This window comes from Bartonella bennetti (genome assembly GCF_045945445.1).
Lineage (GTDB): Bacteria > Pseudomonadota > Alphaproteobacteria > Rhizobiales > Rhizobiaceae > Bartonella.
This window is the reverse complement of the sequence record NZ_CP174576.1, coordinates 162,115-187,189: the sequence shown is the minus strand read 5'-3', so window position 1 is coordinate 187,189 and position 25,075 is coordinate 162,115. Positions and strand designations below refer to the sequence as shown.

Sequence of the window (25,075 nt, the reverse complement as noted above, 5' to 3'; positions counted from 1 at the left end):
TAATAGTTTCACCAATTATTCTTCTTTTTCATCGCTAAGAGAATAAGATAAAAATTAACATTTTTAGCATATATCATTATGCCGCAATGTAATAAAATATTAAAATGAAGCAATAATACACCAAAATAAAAAAAGAATTTACAGAAACTCTTCATCCTTCATATAATTAGCCAATGGACTAATTTAATTTTTGTTTTCCTTACAAACTGTTCTAAATGAAATCGGCCTTTAAAGACCGATTTTAAATTACATTTGCAAAGCAATAAAACGGTTAAGTGCATCGCTAAAACCAGTTAATTGAACAAATAAGTCATTCAGAGCTGGCTCTCCTGGAGTAGAAACTGTCATCGCTAAATTCAACTTTTTTCCTGCACGTAAAGCAGCCACATAACTTTTGTCAAAAGCTATTGGTACAATACAACCTGCTGGTATGCAGGTTCGAATGCTCGTTTCAATAACATTCTTCCCACCATCTACTTGTAAACGAATAGGTTTAGAAACTAAAATACCGAAAGGGACTGTCAAATTTCCTGACAAAGAACCATCGGAATTGGAAGAAATGTTCATAGCTAATATGACACGATTTTGATCATTAACTTCTTGACGATACATAAAGCAAACTTTTTTTCCTTCCTGTAAATTACAGTTAACATTCCATAAACCATAAGTTTCAGTTAAAGAAGAAGCACCGTTCGGCAATGAAGCTTCAGAAAGCTTTGTTGTAGTTGGTTTTGTACTCTGTGCAAATGCAATAGAAACACTCAAGAGTGTAAAAGTTATAACAAAACTAAATATTTTTTTCATCTCACATCCTAATTTTAAACACACAATAGAATCACTTCTATTATTTCTGATAAAGAGGTATAATACAAAGCCTCTTAAGAAAAAAATAGCTTTTACAATTATAAGAGTTATAAACACCTAAAACTATTTCGGAATTCTTTTACAATTTGTGTATAAACATGCTTTTTAAAAGAAACAACAATTGACGGGAGCATTTCCAAATCAATCCATTTCCACTGATCAAACTCTGCATTATTGCCATCAGGCGGCGGGTTAATCGTAATTTCAGAAATTTCTCCCGTGAACTGAAAAGAAAACCATTTTTGCATTTGACCACGATATTTATTGCTTAAAACATGTCCAATAAGTTCTTTTGGAAAATCATACTCAAACCAATCCTGAGCTTCCTTAATCAACTTAACGGATTGGATACCTGTTTCTTCATAAAGCTCACGCAGTGCTGCATCTATCGGTTTTTCTCCCTGATTAATTCCCCCCTGTGGTAACTGCCAAAGTTTGGACATGTCAACTTGTGCATAAGAAACTGTCATCAAACGGCGTCCAACCCAAACCTTACCTTCATGATTAAACACAAGAATTCCCACACATTTTCGATAAGGGAGAGCTCTAAAATCAACAATTGTATCCACCTCATTATCCCTTAATAAAAGTACAGCTCATATAAAAATATAAGCTGTACACCTTTCTTCTTACTTTAAAGTATCTTGACGAGGATCTGGTGGAAACGCCTTATGCGTTATCTCACCCCGTAAAAGCTTATAAGCTTCATTTAATTGCATATCATCTTTAGGATCTTTAGGAACAAAAGCAGCCGAACCAGAGCCTTTTTCACTTTCTTGTTTTCCTTTGATATGTCCTCTTAACTCAGATTCACCAAGGGTTACATCATAGCCCTTATATTTTTCAGGCAATGGCTGCTCGACAATAATATCAGGTGTAATCCCGGTTCCTTGAATTGATGTACCCGCCGGGGTGTAATAAAGCGCTGTCGTTAAACGTAAAGCTCCATTTTCACCTAAAGGAATAATCGTTTGAACAGATCCCTTACCAAAAGATTGTGTTCCCAAAATTGTAGCACGGCGATGATCTTGTAAAGCTCCTGCGACAATTTCAGAAGCGCTTGCTGAACCACCATTAATAAGAACAATGAGAGGCTTCCCATTAAGCAAATCTCCTGGTCTAGCATCAAATCTCGTCACATCTTTCTTTCTGCGACCACGAATCGATACAATTTCACCTTTATTAAGAAAAGCACCTGAAATACTAACAGCCTGTTCTAAAAGCCCTCCAGGATTAAGGCGTAAATCAAGCACATACCCTTTCAAACGATCTTGAGAAATTTTGGATTGAATATCTTTAACTGCAGCTTGAAGATCACCAAAAGTCTTTTCAGAAAATTGAATGAGTCTTAAATAACCAATATCATTTTCAACACGATACTTAACCGCTTTCACTTTGATAATATTACGAATAACTTTGATCTCAAGCGGTTTATCAACACCAGAACGAATAATTGTTAGCGTAACCGGTGTACCAACAGCACCTCTCATCTGATTCACAGCTTCATTCAAAGATTGACCGTTCACCTGTTTACCATCAATCTTTGAAATAACATCTCCTGCTAAAATACCAGCTTTTGAAGCTGGTGTATCCTCCATTGGGGAAACAACCTTAAGGAGGTTCTTCTCCATAGTCACTTCAATACCAAGACCACCAAACTCTCCCTTAGTAGCAGCTCTCATGTCTTTGGCTGCTTCAGCATCCATATAAGAGGAATGTGGATCAAGCGAAGAAAGCATTCCATTAATAGCATTTTCAACAAGTTTTTTATCATTTGGAACCGTAACATAGTGCGTCCGCACTCGTTCAAAAATATCACCAAATATAGCCAACTGTTTATAAGTATTACTATCATTATTCGCAGAAACAGATTGCACCATAATCATTGAACTAGCGCTGAGCAATATCACAGCTACCGAAAGAATAACTTTACGAATCATTTTTGTTCCTTTTTAATTGTTCAGTCTGCCACCAAGGGTTTGGATCCACAGGTTTTCCATGCTTTCTAAACTCAATGTAAAGCATTGGAGTACTTTTTCCTATATCCAATGCAATAGTATTCGCAATAAATTCCGTTCCCATTGTACCAATAGGTTCACCTGAAAGAACAAACTGCCCCTGAATTACATTGATTTTAGCCATCCCGATAAGAGTAATATAATAACCATTCCCAACATTAAGAATGATTAATTGTCCATAAGAACGGAATGATCCAGAAAAAGCAACAAAAGCATCAGCAGGAGCTATAACTACAGCTTCTGGTTCTGTTGCAATAATTTCACCAAAACGCGCAACATGCGAACTATTATTAAAATGTTGAATTCTTTTTCCCGAAACAGGTAAAAGCAAGTGACCCTTTTTATTTTGAAAATCCATCTGCTCTAATAATTGTAAACTCTTCCGTACATTTTCTGATGAAGCGGAATCAGACTGTGATTGATAATCAAGCTCTAAAATTAATTCTTCTAAAGACTGAGCTTTCTTAATAAGAGTAATATTTTTCTGTCGTAACATCATAAGCTCTTTTTCTGATCTTTTCTGTAATTTCGCTTTTTTATCTAATAAAAACTCTAAATATTTAAGCTGCTCTGCTTGATTCTGCATTTTAGCTTTTAAATCTGCGCATTCTGTAGCAATTACATGACTTAAGTTGGTCAATTTTTTTAGATTCTCTATTAAACTCTGTGTTTTTTCTTGCATATCAGGGATGATGGCTCCTAACAAAATAGAGCTGCGTATGGAAGCAAGAACATCTTCAGGTCGCGCTATAAGAGCAGGAGGTGGTTTTAATTCTGTCCGCACTAAAACAGCTAATATCTCTGAAAATTCAGCCTGGCGATTTTTTAAATTGTGATACACTTGCATCTTCTGCTCTAAAAGTTGCTTAAGCTTTTCCTCCCTTATAATAATATCATTTGCTACATTACGCTCTACTTTAGCAATTTTTATGAGTTCATCAGTTAAAGTGCGTTGATCTTTTTTTAAGCGATCCACTTGTTGTATCAACGAAGCAATATGCTTACGCGATACAGAAATACTATTGCGAATGTCCGTTAATGTTTTTTGTACTAATTCGCGACTGTCTATATCTTCAGCATACAAAATAGATGTCCCGATATCCATGCTTAATATCAGCATCAGCAATATCATGCATTTCTTGCATAAATACTGCATCTTTATCTCTTCATGAAGAAACCTCTTCATTTGTCCAACCATCAAACTCAATTATATAAACTAATGATGCTTTAAATGCTGTCGCCTAAAACAATGTTAATAAGTGCATGAATAGGTGTAAAAAAATATATACAATTTAAAGACGATGATAAGGATGATGGCTGATGATTGTTATGGCTCTATACAACTGTTCTGTGAGTAATATACGTGCAATCTGATGCGGCCATGTCATAAAACCAAAAGATAAAAGAAAATCAGAACGGTTTTTAACCTGTTCGCTATGTCCATCAGGGCCTCCTAAAGCAAATATCAAATCACGAACACCCTCATCACGATAAAATGCTAATTTTTCAGCAAAAACAGATGATGACATCAACTTTCCACGCTCATCCAATACGATTAATCGGCATTTTTCAGGCAAATATTCAAAAAGTTTTTTTCCTTCTTCTTCCATACGTTGACAAACTGTATGAGCACGACTTTCTGATATTTCTTGCATTTTTCCAAAATGAAAACCTACAGCCCCAGCACTTTTAGAAAAACGATCCAAATAACGGTGAACTAATATCTGTTCAACACCTTGTTTCATACGACCAACAGCAAAAATAGAAACTTGCATGTCAGTTATCTCCAACAAAAATTGTTTCAATATTCTCCAAACCTGAATGAAGCCATATTTTTTCTAAATTATAAAAAGTACGAATTTCCGGACGAAAAAGATGAATAATGATATCGCCTGCATCAATCAGCACCCAATCCCCTCCAGCCATTCCCTCTACCCTTGCTCTACCGTATCCACTTTCTTTCCAAACAGATAAAAGACGATCAGTGATAGCCGAAATATGACGCTGCGAACAACCAGAAGCAATAACCATATAATCAGCCAAAGAAGACCTTCCCTGCAAATCAATAGAAACAATATCTTCTGCTTTTATATCTTCTAAATTGCTAAGAATAATTTTAAGGCCATTCATAACTGACAAGCCTTTTTCTTCTGCCAAAGGAGCAATAATATTACAAGGTTTTTGTACAAATTTTTCCAGACTAATATCCTTTCTTATTATTTGAAACATAAGAGTTAAGAATAAAAATAAGTTACTCTAAAATAGTTGCAGAATCCTATAGAATCTTCAAGAAGAATCATTCTCTTGTAAACGAAGCTTTGTTGAAGACTGAAAAGATAAAGGTCCATGTAAATAAATCCAAGCAGGTGGTGCCATAAAAGGCAATAGTGTGCTTGCTCTCTCATCCACACGAGAATAACAATAAGTTCTAGCCATAGGAGAAGAAAGTGCCGACATACGTGCTAAAGGACGATCAATGATGGCAATGGGAATCATAGACACGATATCTCGCCACCTATGCCAATAATGAAATGTTGCTAAATTATCTGCTCCCATAACCCACACAAAATGCACTCCCCTATGGCGTGTAAGGATATAAGAAATCGTATCAACAGATATTTTGCTCCCTATAGTCTTCTCAAAACCTGTTACACGAATCTTTGGATGATTAAGAAGTTCCACGCTTAACTGCATTCTTTTACGCAAAGATAGCAATTGTAAACAATCTTTTAAAGGATTTCCTGGAGTTATCATCCACCATAATTGGTTAAGACGCAAACGCAAAATTGCAGTCTTTGCAACAAGAAGATGACCGGCATGTGGTGGATTAAATGACCCACCAAAAAGGCCAATAACATTGGATTTTTCAACATGTGGTATACGATTTTCCCATGGAAAAAAAAGTTGCTTCAAGGCCTAACCTGCCCATTTCCACTAATGTAATATTGAAATGATGTCAACTGTTCAACTCCTATTGGTCCGCGCATATGCATTTTCCCTGTTGCACTACCAATTTCTGCTCCAAAACCAAATTCACCTCCATCAGCAAATTGTGTTGATGCATTATGAAGTAAAATGGCTGAATCTAAACGATTAAAAAACATTTTAGCTACCCCTATATCCTCACTAATAATTGCTTCAGTATGTCCTGATGAATAACGCTAAATGCATTCAATAGCTCCCTCAATACCATCAACCATTTTAACAGATAAAATTGCATCAAGATATTCACAAGACCAATCTTCTTCACAAGCTAATCTATCTCTTTGCATAAGCAATATGATATCTTCTATCATACGAATTTCACATTCCTTCTCCTGTAAAGCAATGAGAACAGAAAATAATGCCTGACAGTTAATCAAAACTGTCTCAACAGCTCCATATATACCCGTACGCCTTAATTTCGCATTTAATACAATTTCACGTGCCATATCTAAATCCGCTGATTTATCAATAATAAATATAACAAAGACCCTCTAAATGTGCAAAAATAGGAACACGAGCAGCGGATTGAATGCGTGCTACAAGATTTTTCCCACTACGGGGTATAATAACATCAATTGCGCCATCCAAACTTTAAGCATTTCTCCAATAGCATCGTAATCTTTTGTTTCCACTATTTGAATAGCGCTCTTAGGTAAGCCGGCTTGTTCCAACCCTTTCACTAATGCCGAATGAAGCGCAAGTACAAAATGACAACTATTTGAACCACTACGCAAAATTGTAGCATTTCCACCTTTCAAACACAAAGCACTTGCATCAATTATAACATTTGACCGCCTCTCATAAATAATACCAATGACACCAAGTAATGTTCACACACGATGAATATGAAACCCATTTGGATGCATCCATTCACTGATCACTTCTCTAACAGGATCGGGCAAGCAAGCAATCTGACGAACACTATCGATTATTGCATGTAAACGTGCTTCATCCAACTTCAGCCGATCAAGCATTGCGGATGTTAAACTATTCCGAGCAGCATTTTCTAAATCTTGACGATTAGTACATAAAATTTCAACCGACTGATTTTCTAGGTTCAGAGCGATCATTTCCAAAGCACTTTTTCTTTGGTCAGCAGAAGCACTTGCAAATATCGAAGCAACATCACGTGCTTTCTGCCCCATAACTCTCATCTGCTCTGCTAAAGTCATATGATCACTCATCCACAAATTCACAAAAAAAGAGACCTTTTATATTCAATCCTATAAGCAACGTAAAACCATATCATTGCGATGCATTACAACGGAACATACTCCATTCCCAAGAATATATTCTATTTCTTCGTTCTTACAACTTATAATAATTTTCGCTTCATCTGCTCCATAATTTATAAGACCATGAACAATCTCAATTCCATTTTCATCAACAATCGCAATCGTATCTTCACGATCAAACATTCCCTCAACCGCAACAACTCCGGTATCAAGTAATGATTTTCTAACCTCAAGTGCTTCAATGTCCCCCTGATCAATAGTCAAAACACCAAATGGATCTAAATGACCAGAAATCCATGTTTTCTGAGCATTTATTAGCTTCTCATTTGCAGCAAAAAACTACTGCGTTCTCCTTTGTCAATTACTACAAGGGGATTCATGCGTTTTCCTGAAGTAATAACCACTGCTGTTCCAGCAGTAGTAGATTTTTTCTCGGCCTCAAGTTTAGTTTTCATTCCACCCCGTTAAAACTCTGAAGCAGCAACGCCCGCCATTTTCTCAATATCACTTCTAATTGACGCAATAAAAGAAACAAGTTCAGCTCCTGGTTTCAAATGAGGAGAACACGTATAAAGACCATCAACATCGAATAAAAAGATTAAAAGATCCGGCCCCATCATCGTTGCAACATGTGCTGCTAAACGATCATTATTACCATAACGAATTTCACTTATTGCTACGATATCATTTTCATTGATAACAGGTACGATCCCCAAACATAAAAGTGTATCAATAATAGCACGCGCATTAAGATAACGCCGACACTCTTCCTTATCGGATAATATCAGCAAAATCTGGCCTGTTCTCAATCCATGTTGGGCCAGTCCATCACTAATCACTATAAGCTTTAACAAGTTCAATTTAGCCTAAGGCAGCACATGCCTGACTCTCTTCTAATTTAAAAAAACTTTAGAAAGATGAAGTAAGGTAAACCCCAAAGCAATAGCACCAGAAGAAACAAAAAAACCTCAACACCATTTTGGCATAGTGCAACAGCATTATTCATTAAACTTTTAAGCCATTCAACGCGTAAACCTGTTTGAGGAGCAACTAAAAGCACAAAACCAACTTTAATCGCAATACGTTTATATTGCTAAAGTTTTTGCATTCCAATGGTTATTATCATGAAGCCTATTTATGCTTTATAAACATTATTTTTTCTTTCTTTTTCAATGATATGTGCAATAGCACGCAATACATGATCTAAACCTTCATGACTAACCGCAGAAAACATCATAACCGATTTACCAGATGCTCTTTGCAATATTTCTTGTTTGACGGCACGTTCCTCAATAGGCAGAGTATCAATTTGACTTAAAGCCACAATTTCAGTTTTATTGCTCAACTGATGTCCATATGACTCAAGCTCATGACGAATAATATGATAAGCTTTTGCCACATTTTCTTCTTGAGCAGAAACTAAATGAAGTAAAACACGGCAACGTTCTACATGCCCTAAAAAACGGTCACCGATTCCCACACCTTCATGAGCTCCTTCGATCAAACCAGGAATATCGGCCAAAACAAATTCACGAGCATCAATAGATGCAACACCAAGATGAGGATACAAAGTAGTAAAAGGATAATCCGCAATTTTTGGCTTTGCAGCTGTTACTGCCGCTAAAAAAGTTGATTTGCCAGCATTTGGCAGACCAACAAGTCCCCCATCAGCAATCAATTTCAAACGTAGCCAAAGTGTACGTTCTTCTCCACTCAAGCCTGGATTTGCATACCGTGGTGCTCGATTCGTAGAAGTTGTAAAATGAAGATTACCAAAACCGCCATTGCCTCCTTTGGCAAGACGATAACGTTGACCAACTTCTGTCAAATCACAAATTAATGTTTTATTATCTTCTTCAAAAATCTGTGTTCCAACTGGCACTTTCAGAATGACATCATCACCCTTTACGCCTGTCATATTGCGCCCCTTACCATGCCCTCCTGTTTTTGCTCTAAAATGCTGTTGATAACGATAATCAATCAGTGTGTTGAGTCCATCAACGACAAGAGCCCACACATCACCACCACGTCCTCCATTCCCTCCATCTGGACCTCCAAATTCTATAAACTTTTCACGACGGAATGATACTGCTCCTGCTCCACCATTACCAGAACGAATATAGACTTTAGCCTGATCAAGAAATTTCATAAAACGCCTATTGAGGAATTAGCTTCTTCTATTTATATAAAAATACGTTTATTTTACGGGTTTTTATTCTATACAAAAAACGCACAATAATTACTACAAATTGATTAAAGAAGTTTTTGTGTTATCAATAAAATCAAATAACTTTTAGCCTTTTATATATAAAAACTATTTTTGTGTTTCAGTTATACCCTTAAATTCAAGAGCTAAAAGATAAAGTTCAACTGATTCTGCTCGGCTTGCAGGGGGTTTGACATGATGGACTGTTTTAAAATTCTGTTTTAATGTAGTGAGAAGAGTATTCTCTGCTCCTCCCTGAAAAGCCTTTGCCAAAAAATGACCTCCAGACTTAAGAACAGAAAGAGCAAAATCAGCAGCCATTTCACATAAATATACTGTTCTCAAATGATCCGTTTGACGATGTCCCGTTGTTGGCGCTGCCATATCAGAAAGCACTATATCTGGCTGTTCTCCTAAAGCATTCATCAATTTCTGCGATGCATTTTCATGTAAAAAATCCATCTCCAGTACTATAACCCCCGGTAGTGGATCCACCGGCAAATAATCAATACCAACAACGCTTGGCTTCTGATCACTTGATTCCACTTTACGGGCTGCAACCTGACACCATCCCCCAGGAGCAGCGCCTAGATCGATGATTTTCTGGCCTTTTTTGAAGATCTTATAACGCTCATCAATTTCAATAAGTTTATAAGCAGAACGTGAACGATAACCATCTATTTTTGACTGATGAACATAAGGATCATTCAAATGCCTCTCTAACCATCGCCGTGACGATGCTTTAATCGTTCCTGCTTTCTTTTTTACACGCTGATATAGCGCGTATGACCCTGAACCACCTCTACCACCTCTTGATGTTGTTTTTTTCATAAATTTACTATTTTTATATTCTGATAATTTTTAATGCTTAAAATACTTATTCTTATGATGATGCTCCAAGTACTATCATTCAACATTCAATCCTAGCAAATCTCTTATTTCGCTTCATAAAACGCAAGAAGTAGTTGCACATTTTTCTATATCCTACGACAATAAATTTCTATCATAAGGATCATAGCTACTCTACGTTCTTTATCAAAATATCTTCAATTTAACTTTGACCGTACTCTATTTAATTGAGATAGATACCTACTCAATAAAATTATTATTGTTCCAAAAGTTCCCAAAAATAAAATTTTAAGCCTTGCAATAAAATTCTTTTAAAAATTAGCTAAAATAGCAATCTCTTTTTTCTGTATCTTATTACATCTTTTATCGTTGTAAAGAAAATAGCGCTTCACTCAGCCCATTAAATGGTAAGATAAAAGAGAGAGTTTTTCCTTCTTTCAGCTTATAGGAAATACGTACATTCTTCTTTTTCTCTATTTGATCACTTAAGACAGAACTCAAAGCTGACTGTGCCAAACAGACCATTTCATCACACTGCGTATAACGAACTAAACTAGGTTCTTTAACACCTTCTACAGATATTTTTATAGGAGTAGTTGTATCAGAATTTGGCAATGTACGGAAAAGCATAGCTGGTTGACCATTTTTTGTAGAAACAAGAGACCAACTAAATACTGTATTATCCTCTTCATCATGAACTGTTTGTGTTACATTACATATACCCTGCTTAAGAATTGTGTTTTCATCACAAATCAAAGTCCAATTATAAAACTGCATAATGAGACGTCGTATTTCTCCAGGTTTTCCGGATGGTACAGACAGCTGGGGTGGATGTAGCGTATACATATTTTTTTCATGAGCAAAACTTCCTCCTTTGCCTAATAAGACAAAGACAAAAAAAAGACTTACAAAAATATTTTGATATTTCACCATTATTTTAGTCTCAAACTTAGTCCTGCACCCACGCCCCAATGACCACCAGCAGTTGTTACAGAGATGTTAGAGCGAATATTTCCATCTTCAGATGTATAACCAGCACCAAAAGCAATTGCAGATTGACTGCGCCATGAACCACTACTAAATGCAACGCTTAATGCACCAGGAGCATCTTCATAACGCAAACTAGATACAGCTAAACCAATAGCTGCTGCTTGCCTTGCTTCTTTTTTTACACCCTCGATATTATAATTTAGGCTATCAAACTTCATATCAGTATAATCTTTAGCTTCAGAAACAGCATCCTTCATCTTTTCATCTGTATACTTTTTTGCATCATCGAGAACAATTTCCATTTTCTCATATAACTGCCCACCATTAATAGCTTCTTTCGAACCTTTTTCAACTTTACCATCGCCAATATTATCAATCACAACAGGAGCACTTGCATCACCACCTGCTAAAGTGATTTTATTCGTTTTCTTCCCATCTTCATCTTTATCATATTGAACAGCACCCTCTGCCATTTGGCCAACTGCATCCTCAAAACCATCAACCTTGTTTTTAAGATCATCTACGTCGTTTTTAAGACCATCTACTTTGTTGTTCGTTTCCCAAAGCTGATTTCCAGTAACAACATCGCTAGAACCTTTTGATATATCTCCATCTTTAACACCGGTAATCTTACTGCTGTCAAGATTTCCTTCTTCATCCTTTCGACTTGCATCATAAGCGCCTTTACCTTCATTCCAGTTTAAACCATTCTGTTCTGCTTGATTCTCAACACTATCAATACGATTATTTAGGCTTTCCATACTTTTGTTAACACCACCAAAAGCATCAGCTACATTATTATACGTATCATATTTCTGCTCACCAGCTTTACCACCAAAATTAAATTGAATAACTTCAAACGTTGGAGCAACCCATCCGTTAGCTCCATATTCTGCTCCACCTCCAAAATAGGAAGCTAGTGTACTATTCGTTGCATATAACTGACTACCTGTAATCGCTTCTGTCGAACCCTCTGCTATATCTCCATCATCAAGAAACTTAAGTTTGCTCTTAACTTTCTCTTGCCCCTTTTCACCATGAAGTGCAACAAATGCTCCTTCCTTTTCATCCCATAATAAACTATTTTGAAGATTTTCAGTATTTTCACTCGTTTCATTTAGAAGCTGTGTCAACGTTGTATCAATGCCAGCAAAGGCTGTTCCTACATTCTGGTAATCTATACCCTGAACCTTATAAGTTGGGGCTGTCCCATCAAGAACATTCGCTCCGCCTCCTAAATAGTCAGAAGCATTCTTGGCAATAACCGATAAATTACTTTGAACGTTCGTCATACTCGTAGACAATTCATCAACACTCGCAGTAAGTTTGGTATCAACTTCATAAAGTTGTTTTCCTGTCACTGCTTCTGTGGAAGCTTCTGAAACTGCTCCGTCCTTCAAGCCTGAAAGGGTCCGCCCTTTCTTATCTTTGTTTGCAAGACTGATTTCTGTACCTCCTACTTGCGCACCTATCGTGATACGGCCATCGCCTTTTTCACTTTCCTCTTGTTGGATAAGATTATTCTCTACAACCGTCGTAAATGAACTACTAATATCCTTTAAAGCATCTGCTACATTCTTATATTCTTTCTCTCCCGTAGAACCATCTTCTTGGAGAACATTAATTGTGAAAGTAGGGTCTGTCCATTTGCCATCTTCATAGCTCGCACCACCTCCTAAATAACTAGCAATCTGGCTATTCGTGATATAAAGCTGGTTGCCCGTAACTGCCTGAGTAGAGCCTCCTGAAACCATGCCATCCTTCAAGCCTGAAAGGGTTCGACCTCCATCATCTTTGTTCGCAAGATTGATTTCTGTACCACCTACTTTCGAACCTATCGTGATACGGCCATCACCTTTTTCACTTGCTTCTTGTTGTACAAGGCTCTTACTTCCAACTCCTGAAAGTTCCTGATAAATATCCGAAAGAGAACTATCAACACCTGCAAACGCTTCTCCCACATTATTGTAATCACTACCCTGAACATTATAAGTCGGGGCTGTCCCACCAAGAACATTCGCTCCGCCTCCTAAATAGTCAGAAGCATTCTTAGCAATAACCGATAAATCACTTTGAACGTCCGTCATACTCGTAGACAATTCATCAACACTCGCAGTAAGTTTGGTATCAACTTCATAAAGTTGTTTTCCTGTCACTGCTTCATTAGAAGTTTCTGAAAGTGTTCCATCCTTCAAGCCTGAAAGGGTCCGCCCTTTCTTATCTTTGTTTGCAAGACTGATTTCTGTACCACCTACTTGCGCACCTATCGTGATACGGCCATCACCATCTTCACTTTCCTCTTGTTGGATAAGATTATTCTCTACAACCGTCGTAAATGAGCTACTAATATCCTTTAAAGCATCTGCTACATTCTTATATTCTTTCTCTCCCGTAGAACCATCTTCTTGGAGAACATTAATTGTGAAAGTAGGGTCTGTCCATTTGCCATCTTCATAGCCCGCACCGCCTCCTAAATAACTAGCAATCTGGCTATTCGTGATATAAAGCTGGTTGCCCGTAACTGCCTGAGTAGAGCCTCCTGAAACCATGCCATCCTTCAAGCCAGAAAGGGTCCGACCTTTCTTATCTTTGTTCTCAAGACTGATTTCTGTACCTCCTACTTGCGCACCTATCGTGATACGGCCATCGCCTTTTTCACTTGCTTCTTGTTGTACAAGGCTCTTACTTCCAACTCCTGAAAGTTCCTGATAAATATCCGAAAGAGAACTATCAACACCTGCAAACGCTTCTCCCACATTATTGTAATCACTACCCTGAACATTATAAGTTGGGGCTGTCCCACCAAGAACATCCGCTCCGCCTCCTAAATAGTTAGAAGTATTCTCAGAAATAGCTGATACATTACTTTGAACATCCGTCATACTCGTAGACAATTCATCAACACTCGCAGTAAGTTTGGTATCAACCTCATAAAGCTGTTTTCCTGTAACCGCTTCTGTGGAAGCTGCTGACAGTGTTCCATCCTTCAAACCGGAAAGGGTCCGACCTTTCTTATCTTTGTTCTCAAGACTGATTTCTGTACCTCCTACTTGCGCACCTATCGTGATACGGCCATCACCATCTTCACTTTCCTCTTGTTGGATAAGATTATTCTCTACAACCGTCGTAAATGAACTACTAACATCCTTTAAAGCATCTGCTACATTCTTATATTCTTTCTCTCCCGTAGAACCATCTTCTTGGAGAACATTAATTGTGAAAGTAGGGTCTGTCCATTTGCCATCTTCATAGCTCGCACCACCTCCTAAATAACTAGCAATCTGGCTATTCGTGATATAAAGCTGGTTGCCCGTAACTGCCTGAGTAGAGCCTCCTGAAACCATGCCATCCTTCAAGCCTGAAAGGGTCCGGCCTTCATCATCTTTGTTCGCAAGATTGATTTCTGTACCACCTACTTTCGAACCTATCGTGATAAGGCCATCGCCTTTTTCACTTGCTTCTTGTTGTACAAGACTCTTACTTCCAACTCCTGAAAGCTCCTGATAAATATCTGAAAGAGAACTATCAACACCTGCAAACGCTTCTCCCACATTATTGTAATCACTACCCTGAACATTATAAGTCGGGGCTGTCCCAAAAAGAACACTCGCTCCACCTCCTAAATAGTTAGAAGTATTCTCAGAAATAGCTGATACATTACTTTGAACGCTCCTCATAATTATAGACAGACTATCAACTTTTCCTGTAGTTGCTGTCAGCTTGTTATCTACTTTATAAAGCTGTTTTCCTGTAACAGCTTCTGTGGAAGCTGCTGACAGTGTTCCATCCTTCAAACCGGAAAGGGTCCGGCCTTTCTTATCTTTGTTCTCAAGATTGATTTCTGTACCACCTACTTTCGAACCTATCGTGATGCGGCCACTGTCATCTTCACTTGCTTCTTGTTCAACAAGACTACCCCCTGCTACACTCGCAATTTTCGAATAAATATCCGTAATCGAAACATCAACACCAGCAAAGGCTGTTCCTACATTCTGGTAATTTTTACCCTGAACATTATAAGTCGGGGCTGTCCCATCAAGAACATTCGCTCCGCCTCCTAAATAGTTAGAAGCGTTTTCAGCAATAGCCGATACATTCCCTTCAACTTGCTTCATACTTGTTGACAGACCATCAACTTTTCCTGTGGTTTCTGTAAGCTTGCTATCTACTTTATAAAGCTGTTTTCCTGTAACAGCTTCTGTGGAAGCTTCTGAAAGTGTTCCATCCTTCAAACCGGAAAGGGTCCGCCCTTTCTTATCTTTGTTTGCAAGACTGATTTCTGTACCACCTACTTTCGAACCTATCGTGATAAGGCCATCACCTTTTTCACTTGCTTCTTGTTGTACAAGGCTCTTACTTCCAACTCCTGAAAGTTCCTGATAAATATCTGAAAGAGAACTATCAACACCTGCAAACGCTTCTCCCACATTATTGTAATCACTACCCTGAACATTATAAGTTGGGGCTGTCCCACCAAGAACATTCGCTCCGCCTCCTAAATAGTTAGAAGTATTCTCAGAAATAGCTGCTACATTACTTTGAACATCCGTCATACTCGTAGACAATTCATCAACACTCGCAGTAAGTTTGGTATCAACCTCATAAAGCTGTTTTCCTGTCACTGCTTCTGTGGAAGCTGCTGACAGTGTTCCATCCTTCAAACCGGAAAGGGTCCGACCTTTCTTATCTTTGTTCTCAAGATTGATTTCTGTACCACCTACTTTCGAACCTATCGTGATGCGGCCACTGTCATCTTCACTTGCTTCTTGTTCAACAAGACTACCCCCTGCTACACTCGCAATTTTCGAATAAATATCCGTAATCGAACCATCAACACCTGCAAAGGCTGAACCCACATTCGTGTAAGCATTACCCTGAACCTTATAAGTCGGGGCTGTCCCAACAAGAACATCCGCTCCACCTCCTAAATAGTTAGAAGCGTTTTCAGCAATAGCCGATACATTCCCTTCAACTTGCTTCATACTTGTTGACAGACCATCAACTTTTCCTGTGGTTTCTGTAAGCTTGCTATTAACCCCATAAAGCTGTTTTCCTGTAACCGCTTCTGTGGAATCTTCTGAGACTAATCCGTCCTTCAAGCCGGAAAGGGTCCGGCCTTCATCATCTTTGTTCATAAGACTGATTTCTGTACCACCTACTTTCGAACCTATCGTGATAAGGCCACTGCCATCTTCACTTGCTTCTTGTTGTACAAGGCTCTTACTTCCAACTCCTGAAAGCTCCTGATAAATATCTGAAAGAGAACTATCAACACCTGCAAACGCTTCTCCCACATTATTGTAATCACTACCCTGAACATTATAAGTTGGGGCTGTCCCAAAAAGAACACTCGCTCCACCTCCTAAATAGTTAGAAGTATTCTCAGAAATAGCTGATACATTACTTTGAACGCTCCTCATAATTATAGACAGACCATCAACTTTTCCTGTAGTTGCTGTAAGCTTGTTATCTACTTTATAAAGCTGCTTTCCTGTCACTGCTTCTGTGGAAGCTTCTGAAAGTGTTCCATCCTTCAAACCGGAAAGGGTCCGACCTTTCTTATCTTTGTTTGCAAGACTGATTTCTGTACCACCTACTTTCGAGCCTATCGTGATAAGGCCATCGCCTTTTTCACTTTCCTCTTGTTGGATAAGATTATTCTCTACAACCGTCGTAAATGAACTACTAACATCCTTTAAAGCATCTGCTACATTCTTATATCCTTTCTCTGCCATAGAACCATCTTCTTGGAGAACATTAATTGTGAAAGTAGGGTCTGTCCATTTGCCATCTTCATAGCTCGCACCACCTCCTAAATAACTAGCAATCTGGCTATTCGTGATATAAAGCTGGTTGCCCGTAACTGCCTGAGTAGAGCCTCCTGAAACCATGCCATCCTTCAAGCCTGAAAGGATTCGACCTCCATCATCTTTGTTCGCAAGACTGATTTCTGTACCACCTACTTTCGAACCTATCGTGATAAGGCCATCGCCTTTTTCACTTGCTTCTTGTTCAACAAGACTACCCCCTGCTACACTCGCAATTTTCGAATAAATATCCGTAATCGAAACATCAACACCAGCAAAGGCTGTTCCTACATTCTGGTAATTTTTACCCTGAACCTTATAAGTCGGGGCTGTCCCAACAAGAACATCCGCTCCACCTCCTAAATAGTCAGAAGCATTCTTAGCAATAGCCGATACATCACCTTCAACTTTCTTCACATTTGTAGACAAACCACTAACACTCGTAGACAAACCTTCAACAGTCTTGCTCACATCAGAAACTTTTTTGGTGGTTTCTGTAAGCTTGCTATCTACTTTATAAAGCTGTTTTCCTGTAACAGCTTCTGTGGAAGCTTCTGAAAGTGTTCCATCCTTCAAACCGGAAAGGGTCCGACCTTTCTTATCTTTGTTTGCAAGACTGATTTCTGTACCACCTACTTTCGAACCTATCGTGATAAGGCCATCGCCTTTTTCACTTGCTTCTTGTTCAACAAGACTACCCCCTGCTACACTCGCAATCTGTGAATAAAGGTCAGTAATCGAACCATCAACACCTGCAAAGGCTGAACTGACATTCGTGTAAGCACTACCCTGAACATTATAAGTTGGAGCTGTCCCACTAAGAACATCCGCTCCACCTCCTAAATACTCAGAAGCGTTCTTAGCAATAGCCGATACATCACCTTCAACTTTCTTCACATTTGTAGACAAACCACTAACACTCGTAGACAAACCTTCAACAGTCTTGCTCACATCAGAAACTTTTTTGGTGGTTTCTGTAAGCTTGCTATCTACTTTATAAAGCTGTTTTCCTGTAACAGCTTCTGTGGAAGCGTCTGAAAGTGTTCCATCCTTTAAGCCCGAAAGGGTTCGACTTCCATCATCTTTGTTCATAAGACTGATTTCTGTACCACCTACTTTCGAACCTATCGTGATAAGGCCATCACCTTTTTCACTTGCTTCTTGTTGTACAAGGCTATCCCCTGCTACACTCGCAATTTTCGAATAAATGTCAGTGATTGAAACATCAACACCAGCAAAGGCTGTTCCTACATTCTGGTAATTTTTACCCTGAACCTTATAAGTCGGGGCTGTCCCACTAAGAACATTCGCTCCACCTCCTAAATAGTCAGAAGCATTCTTAGCAATAGCCGATACATCACCTTCAACTTGCTTCACATTTGCAGACAAACCACTAACACTCGTAGACAAACCATCAACAGTCTTGCTCACATCAGAAACTTTTTTAGTGGTTTCTGTAAGCTCGCTATCTACTTTATAAAGCTGTTTTCCTGTAACAGCTTCTGTGGAAGCTGCTGAAAGTGTCCCATCCTTGATACCGGAAAGGGTCCGCCCTTTCTTATCTTTGTTCGCAAAGTTGATTTCCGTACCATCAACTTTTGCACCGATTGTAATAACACCCGTCCCAGAATCTTGCTGAATCCAATTATTTTTTTCTAATTCATTTTTTACTTCATTCAATTGCGACAAATTAACTGCATCAGTACCTTCTGTACCAGCTAATACGCCCGTAATCTTTTTATTACCCGCACTGATCCCACTAACCAGTATAGCTGGGCCAAGCACAGTGCTCCCATCTTTAATCTGTAGGCCGTTTTCATTTAAGATATTGTCTCCTACTGTTATGTTATCAACAGTGATACTCTTCGCAAGATCAAGTGTCATATTACCCATATTATCACTCACAAGTGAGAGATTCTTACTTCGGGTGCGCAGAGAAATTGTGTTGCCTGCTCCAACATTTATAGATTTATCCTCAACAGTCAGCGTCCAACCTTTCTTTGCGAGTTCTTCTACTTTATTCAACTGTTTTCTATTAACAGCCTCACTATCCGCAATGCCATCAGCAACTCCTGTGATCTTTCTGTTAGCCATATCGATTCCAGAAATCGTTATGCTTGGACCGTTTCGAAGAGCTAAGCCCTTTTGATCTAAGGTATGCCCTGCTACTGCTATGCTATCAACAGTGATATTCTTCGCAAGATCAAATGTTACTTTATTCTTTTCATCCTTTGAAATTTCAAGGTTGTCAGTAGATGAAAAATCAACAGTGCTTCCTGAAGAAATATTTGCAGAATCTTCTCCATTAACACTTAAATCCCAACTTCCTCCAGCTTTAGCTATCTCATCTCCTGCCCATTGTCTCAAAGCCTTCAACTGAGCAACATTCACAGCATCATAATCCTCTCGCCCAGCTGCTACTCCAGTAAGCACTCGCGATCGTTCACTCTCATTATCACCAATAGAGACCATCCCATTAGTAGCGCTCCATATATGATCCCCCGCTTTACCTGCCTCCTTCTCTTTATCTGTCAGAGGATCATAACCTCCCCAATTTTTTCTTGCAACTGCCTGAGAAAAAGAACCTATAGCAACCGATTGTTTGTCAAGAGTTTTTGCACTCTTACCTATAGCAATCGCTTCAATACCCGAAACTGATGCATCTGAACCTATAGCAACCGATTGTTTGTCAAGAGTTTTTGCACCCTTACCTATAGCAATCGCTTCAATACCCGAAACTGATGCATCTGAACCTATAGCAACCGATTGTTTGTCAAGAGTTTCTGCACCCTTACCTATAGCAATCGCTTCAATACCCGCCTTTGCCTTTCCACCTATAGCAACCGCGTCCGCAGAAGAGTTTGCACCCTTACCTATAGCAACCGCATCAATACCCGCCTTTGCCTTTTCACCTATAGCAACCGAGGATTGACCATTACCCGATGCCTCTGTACCTATAACTACAGCGTCTGCCCAGCTTGTACTTGCCTTCGTACCTATAACCACTCCTCGAGACACCCTTGAAAATGCTTCAGTACCTATAACTATATTATCAGGGATAGCAAGTTCTGTATCATCTCTTATCCCTGCTCTTGCTCCATAACCTATAACAATTGATCTTTTACCTCCATCGAAAGCATTTGCCTCTGCCTTGTTGCCTATAACAATTGCATCCCCCCCCCCAGCAATTACGTCTGCACCAATAGCAATAGAGTCTTTTTCTACTCTCTTCACCTTACCTATAGCAATCTCCGTATCGTTCGGAAGTAGCTCACCACGTGAAGAATTTCTCAACATATTGTTCACGACAGGTGTCTCAAACACATCAAGCACTGTATTTCTACCATCAACAGTCCAAATTGCAGGTCTCTCAAGCTGACAAGCAGCAAATTTTCTGCCAGCTATAAGTTCTTCATTATTCCCTTCAGTAATAGTTCTTCCTGTATCTATTTTCTTTGAATCAAAAGTGCTAGAAACGACAATATCATCTACACCACAAAATTGATCACTCGAAAAATGAATACTTCCGTTACGACCTTCTGAATCTCCAAGAAAAACATTTGAAGAAAGCACACCTGAACCATCAGTGCTTTTAGAGCTTTTAAGATCTTGTTGGCTCTGAATCGTTGTTTGTTGCTCTGTTGGAGAAAAAGTAGTTGCAGCAACAGGTGAAACACTTGATAAAAGCGCTGTCATAACAGTACCTAATGAAGCAGCTTTCAACAAAGGTGAACGACGAGAACAAGAATACCCCCTTAAATCACCGCTTTTTAAGATAAGATCTGATCTTTTCATAATAAATTCTCCCATAAAGATAAAAAATAAACTTTAGACATCAAAAAGACACATTCGGTGGTTATTAAGGGATCAAGAGATAAGGTATTAGTCATTTTAAGAATTCTTCAATTAATGGGTTTCTGTCTTTTTATTAAAGTCGTTTTGAGCTGTTATTTTTATTTCGTAATGTTTTTATTGAGTTAGGGTTTGATGTTTTTATAAAAATTTTTTAATGAGAGCGTATGACATTAAAAAGACATAATTTTATTTTATTAGGTTGTATTGTAGTTGTTTAAGATTTTTATATGGTTAGATAATTTTGTGAATAAATTTATTAAATGTATTTAATAGATCTTAATAAGGGATGTTTTATTCGTTATTAAGATCCTTAATGTGTTATATTAATAAAAGCGTTCTCCCAACATAAACCACAAAGAGTGGGAATTCAAGTGTTTTTTTTGTTTCTTATCGTTTATCTTAAATATTGAAATGTTCTTTACTAATATTTAGGACGTTTAAAATTCCTCCTCTAATCATTTTGGAGCAAATGAAAGTTTTTTAGTTAGGTGTTAGTTAAGAGTGAAATGTACACCTCCGCCTACTCCAAAGTGTTTACCTGCAGTTGTTACAGAGACATTAGAGCGAATATTTCCATCTTCAGATGTATAACCAGCACCAAAAGCAAAAGCGGATTGGTGGCGCCATAGACCACTACTGATTGCAATACTTAGCTTTCCAGGTGTTTCGTTATAACGAAGGTTGGCTGCTGCTATACCAATAGCTGCTGCTTGCCTTGCTTCTTGTTTTACACCCTCGATATTATAATTTAGGCTATCAAACTTCATATCAGTATAATCTTTAGCTTCAGAAACAGCATCCTTCATCTTTTCATCTGTATACTTTTTTGCATCATCGAGAACAATTTCCATTTTCTCATATAACTGCCCACCATTAATAGCTTCTTTCGAACCTTTTTCAACTTTACCATCGCCAATATTGTCAATCACAACAGGAGCACTTGCATCACCACCTGCTAAAGTGATTTTATTCGTTTTCTTCCCATCTTCATCTTTATCATATTGAACAGCACCCTCTGCCATTTGGCCAACCGAATTCTCAAAATCATCAACCTTGTTTTTAAGATCATCTACGTCGTTTTTAAGACCATCTACTTTGTTGTTCGTTTCCCAAAGCTGATTTCCAGTAACAACATCGCTAGAACCTTTTGATATATCGCCATCTTCAACGCCGGTAATCCTACTGTTGCTATCATTTCCCTTGTCATCCTTTCGGCTTGCATCATAAGCGCCTTTCTCTTCATTCCAGCTTAAACCACTCTGTGCTTTTTGATTCTCAACACTATCAATACGATTATTTAGGCTTTCCATACTTTTGTTAACACCACCAAAAGCATCAGCTACATTATTATAAGTATTATATTTCCGCTCACCAGCTTCATCACTAAAATTGAATTGAATAACTTCAAACTTTGGAGCAACCCATCCGTTAGCTCCATATTCTGCTCCACCTCCAAAATAGGAAGCTAGTTGCTGATTTGTTGCATAAAGCTGTCTTCCTGTAACCGCTTCTGTCGAATTGTCTGAAAGTATTCCATCCTTGATACCGGAAAGGGTCCGCTCTTCACCATCCTTGTTCGCAAGATTGATTTCCGTACCACCAACTTTCGCACCTATCGTGATGCGGCCATCACCATCTGCACTTGCTTCTTGTTCAATAAGGCTATCCCCTGCTACATTCGCAATTTTCGAATAAATGTCAGAAATCGAACTATCAACACCTGCAAAGGCTGAACCGACATTCTGGTAATCTTTACCCTGAACCTTATAAGTTGGAGCTGTCCCATCAAGAACATCCGCTCCGCCTCCTAAATACTTAGAAGTATTCTTAGCAATAGCCGATACATCAACTTGAACTTGCGTCATACTTGTAGACAAACCACTAACACTTGTAGACAAACCATCAACAGTCTTGCTCACATCAGAAACTTTTTGGGTGGTTTTTGTAAGCTCGCTATCTACTTTATAAAGCTGTTTTCCTGTAACCGCTTCTTTCGAGCTGTCTGAAACTGCTCCATCCTTCAAGCCCGAAAGGGTCCGCCCTTCATCATCTTTATTCGCAAGATTGATTTCCGTACCACCAACTTTTGCACCGATTGTAATAACACCCGTCCCAGAATCTTGCTGAATCCAATTATTTTTTTCTAATTCATTTTTTACTTCATTCAATTGCGACAAATTAACTGCATCAGTACCTTCTGTACCACCTAATACGCCCGTAATCTTTTTATTACCCGCACTGATCCCAGTAATCGTCATGCTTGGACCGTTTTTAAGACCGTCTTTAAGGATTAAACCTCCTTTATCTAAAGTGTGCCCCCCTACTGTTATGTTATCAACAGTGATACTCTTCGCAAGATCAAATGTCATATTACCCAGATTATCACTCACAAGTGAGAGATTCTTACTTCCGGTGCGCAGAGAAATTGTGTCGCCTGCTCCAACATTTATAGATTTATCCTCAACAAGCAGCGTCCAACCTTTCGTTGCCAATTGTTCTACTGCATTCAACTGTTTTCTATTAACAGCATCACTATCCGCAACGCCATCAGCAACTCCTGTGATCTTTGTGCTAGCCATATCGATTCCAGAAACCGTTATGCTTGGACCATCTGTAAGAACTAAGCCATTTTTATCTAAGGTATGCCCTGCTACTGCTATGCTATCAACAGTGATATTCTTCGCAAGATCAAATGTTACTTTATTCTTTTCATCCTTTGAAATTTCAAGGTTGTCAGTAGATGAAAAATCAACAGTGCTTCCTGAAGAAATATTTGCAGAATTTTTTCCATTAACACTTAAATTCCAACTTCCTCCAGCTTTAGCTATCTCATCTCCTGCCCATTGTCTCAAAGCCTTCAACTGAGCAACATTCACAGCATCAGTATCTTCAGTTCCAGCAGCTAAATTGATAATCTGCCGTGTTCTTTGCACACCTGCTGGTGTTCGTTGGCCAATACTCACCGCACTAGAATTACTAAGCCAGGTCACATCTTGATCTGTTGTTGCTTTCCCTGTGATAGGATCATAACCCGCAACACCTTTGTCAACATTGGCTACAGAGTATGAACCTAAAGCAACACCTTCTTTGATACGCACCTGAGCCCCACGACCAAAAGCTATAGAATCTCCAGCCATTGCCACAGCCATTACACCTATAGCTATAGCCCCTATTCCTCCTCCCACAGACCTGAGACCTATGGCTGTAGCCCCTTCCGCTCCCTTTTCCGTCTTAGAGGAATTACCTATAGCAATACTTCTGAACCCATGTGCCTGAGCATTCCAACCTATCTCCACAGAAGCAGTCTCGGCCCCTCCCCCTTCAGGACCTCTTTTAAACGCGTATGACGGCATAAAATTCGACACATCAGACATAGTATTTCTACCATCAACAGTCCAAATTGCAGGTCCCTCAAGCTGACAAGCAGAAAATTTTCTGCTAGCTATAAGTTCTTCATTATTCCCTTCAGTAATAGTTCTTCCTGAATCTATTTTCTTTGAATCAAAAGTGCTAGAAACGACAATATCATCTACACCACAAAATTGATCACTCGAAAAATGAATACTTCCGTTACGACCTTCTGAAGCTCCAAGAAAAACATTTGAAGAAAGTACACCTGAACCATCAGTGCTTTTAGAGCTTTTAAGATCTTGTTGGCTCTGAATCGTTGTTTGTTGCTCTGTTGGAGAAAAAGTAGTTGCAGCAACAAGTGAAACACTCGATAAAAGCGCTATCATAACAGCACCTAATGAAGCGGCTTTCAACAAAGGTGAACGACGAGAACAAGAATACCCCCTTAAATCACCGCTTTTTAAGATAAGATATGATCTTTTCATAAGAAGTTCTCCCATAAAGATAAAAAATAAACTTTAGACATCAAAAAGACACATTCGGTGGTTATTAAGGGATCAAGAGATAAGGTATTAGTCATTTTAAGAATTCTTCAATTAATGGGTTTCTGTCTTTTTATTAAAGTCGTTTTGAGCTGTTATTTTTATTTCGTAATGTTTTTATTGAGTTAGGGTTTGATGTTTTTATAAAAATTTTTTAATGAGAGCGTATGACATTAAAAAGACATAATTTTATTTTATTAGGTTGTATTGTAGTTGTTTAAGATTTTTATATGGTTAGATAATTTTGTGAATAAATTTATTAAATGTATTTAATAGATCTTAATAAGGGATGTTTTATTCGTTATTAAGATCCTTAATGTGTTATATTAATAAAAGCGTTCTCCCAACATAAACCACAAAGAGTGGGAATTCA

12 protein-coding genes and 2 pseudogenes are annotated in these 25,075 nt (G+C 38.4%); all 14 read right to left on the bottom strand.

From position 1 onward, the window contains the following. Positions 1–246: 246 nt before the first annotated feature. On the bottom strand, positions 247–804 hold the full coding sequence (locus ACJTDF_RS00690; protein WP_407965701.1) for an invasion associated locus B family protein: 558 nt from the start codon (positions 802–804) through the stop codon (positions 247–249). Between the two features lie 107 nt (positions 805–911). Then, positions 912–1,433, bottom strand: a complete 522-nt coding sequence (locus ACJTDF_RS00685) for an RNA pyrophosphohydrolase (protein ID WP_407965700.1) — start codon at positions 1,431–1,433, stop codon at positions 912–914. Positions 1,434–1,493: 60 nt separating this feature from the next. Continuing rightward, positions 1,494–2,804: a S41 family peptidase gene (locus ACJTDF_RS00680; RefSeq protein ID WP_407965699.1), complete on the bottom strand. Its 1,311-nt coding sequence runs from the start codon at positions 2,802–2,804 to the stop codon at positions 1,494–1,496. Next, entirely contained in the window at positions 2,794–4,080 is a 1,287-nt protein-coding gene (locus ACJTDF_RS00675; RefSeq protein WP_407965698.1) for a murein hydrolase activator EnvC family protein, read from the bottom strand. The genes ACJTDF_RS00680 and ACJTDF_RS00675 overlap by 11 nt, the downstream gene beginning before the upstream one ends. A 94-nt stretch (positions 4,081–4,174) precedes the next feature. Next, entirely contained in the window at positions 4,175–4,657 is a 483-nt protein-coding gene (gene rlmH, locus ACJTDF_RS00670; protein WP_407965697.1) for a 23S rRNA (pseudouridine(1915)-N(3))-methyltransferase RlmH, read from the bottom strand. A 1-nt stretch (position 4,658) separates the two neighbouring features. Next, entirely contained in the window at positions 4,659–5,111 is a 453-nt protein-coding gene (gene rsfS, locus ACJTDF_RS00665) for a ribosome silencing factor (RefSeq protein WP_407965696.1), read from the bottom strand. 57 nt (positions 5,112–5,168) lie between these two features. After that, entirely contained in the window at positions 5,169–5,762 is a 594-nt protein-coding gene (locus ACJTDF_RS00660; RefSeq protein WP_407966192.1) for a nicotinate-nucleotide adenylyltransferase, read from the bottom strand. Positions 5,763–5,791: 29 nt separating this feature from the next. After that, positions 5,792–7,021, bottom strand: a pseudogene (locus ACJTDF_RS00655) (glutamate-5-semialdehyde dehydrogenase). Positions 7,022–7,090: 69 nt separating this feature from the next. Then, a pseudogene (gene proB, locus ACJTDF_RS00650) lies at positions 7,091–8,183 on the bottom strand (glutamate 5-kinase). A 54-nt stretch (positions 8,184–8,237) separates the two neighbouring features. Then, positions 8,238–9,251, bottom strand: coding sequence for a GTPase ObgE (gene obgE / locus ACJTDF_RS00645; protein WP_407965695.1), 1,014 nt, complete (start codon positions 9,249–9,251; stop codon positions 8,238–8,240). A 165-nt stretch (positions 9,252–9,416) separates the two neighbouring features. Next, the gene (locus ACJTDF_RS00640) at positions 9,417–10,139 is read right to left on the bottom strand and encodes an RlmE family RNA methyltransferase (protein WP_407965694.1); all 723 of its coding nucleotides are present in this window, start codon (positions 10,137–10,139) and stop codon (positions 9,417–9,419) included. Between the two features lie 381 nt (positions 10,140–10,520). Further along, entirely contained in the window at positions 10,521–11,090 is a 570-nt protein-coding gene (locus tag ACJTDF_RS00635) for an invasion associated locus B family protein (protein ID WP_407965693.1), read from the bottom strand. Continuing rightward, a complete protein-coding gene (locus ACJTDF_RS00630; RefSeq protein ID WP_407965692.1) occupies positions 11,090–20,749 on the bottom strand; it encodes a Vomp family autotransporter in 9,660 nt (3,219 codons plus the stop codon). Before ACJTDF_RS00630 ends, ACJTDF_RS00635 begins: the two co-directional genes overlap by 1 nt. A 551-nt stretch (positions 20,750–21,300) precedes the next feature. Then, entirely contained in the window at positions 21,301–24,645 is a 3,345-nt protein-coding gene (locus ACJTDF_RS00625) for a YadA-like family protein (protein ID WP_407965691.1), read from the bottom strand. Positions 24,646–25,075 lie beyond the last annotated feature (430 nt).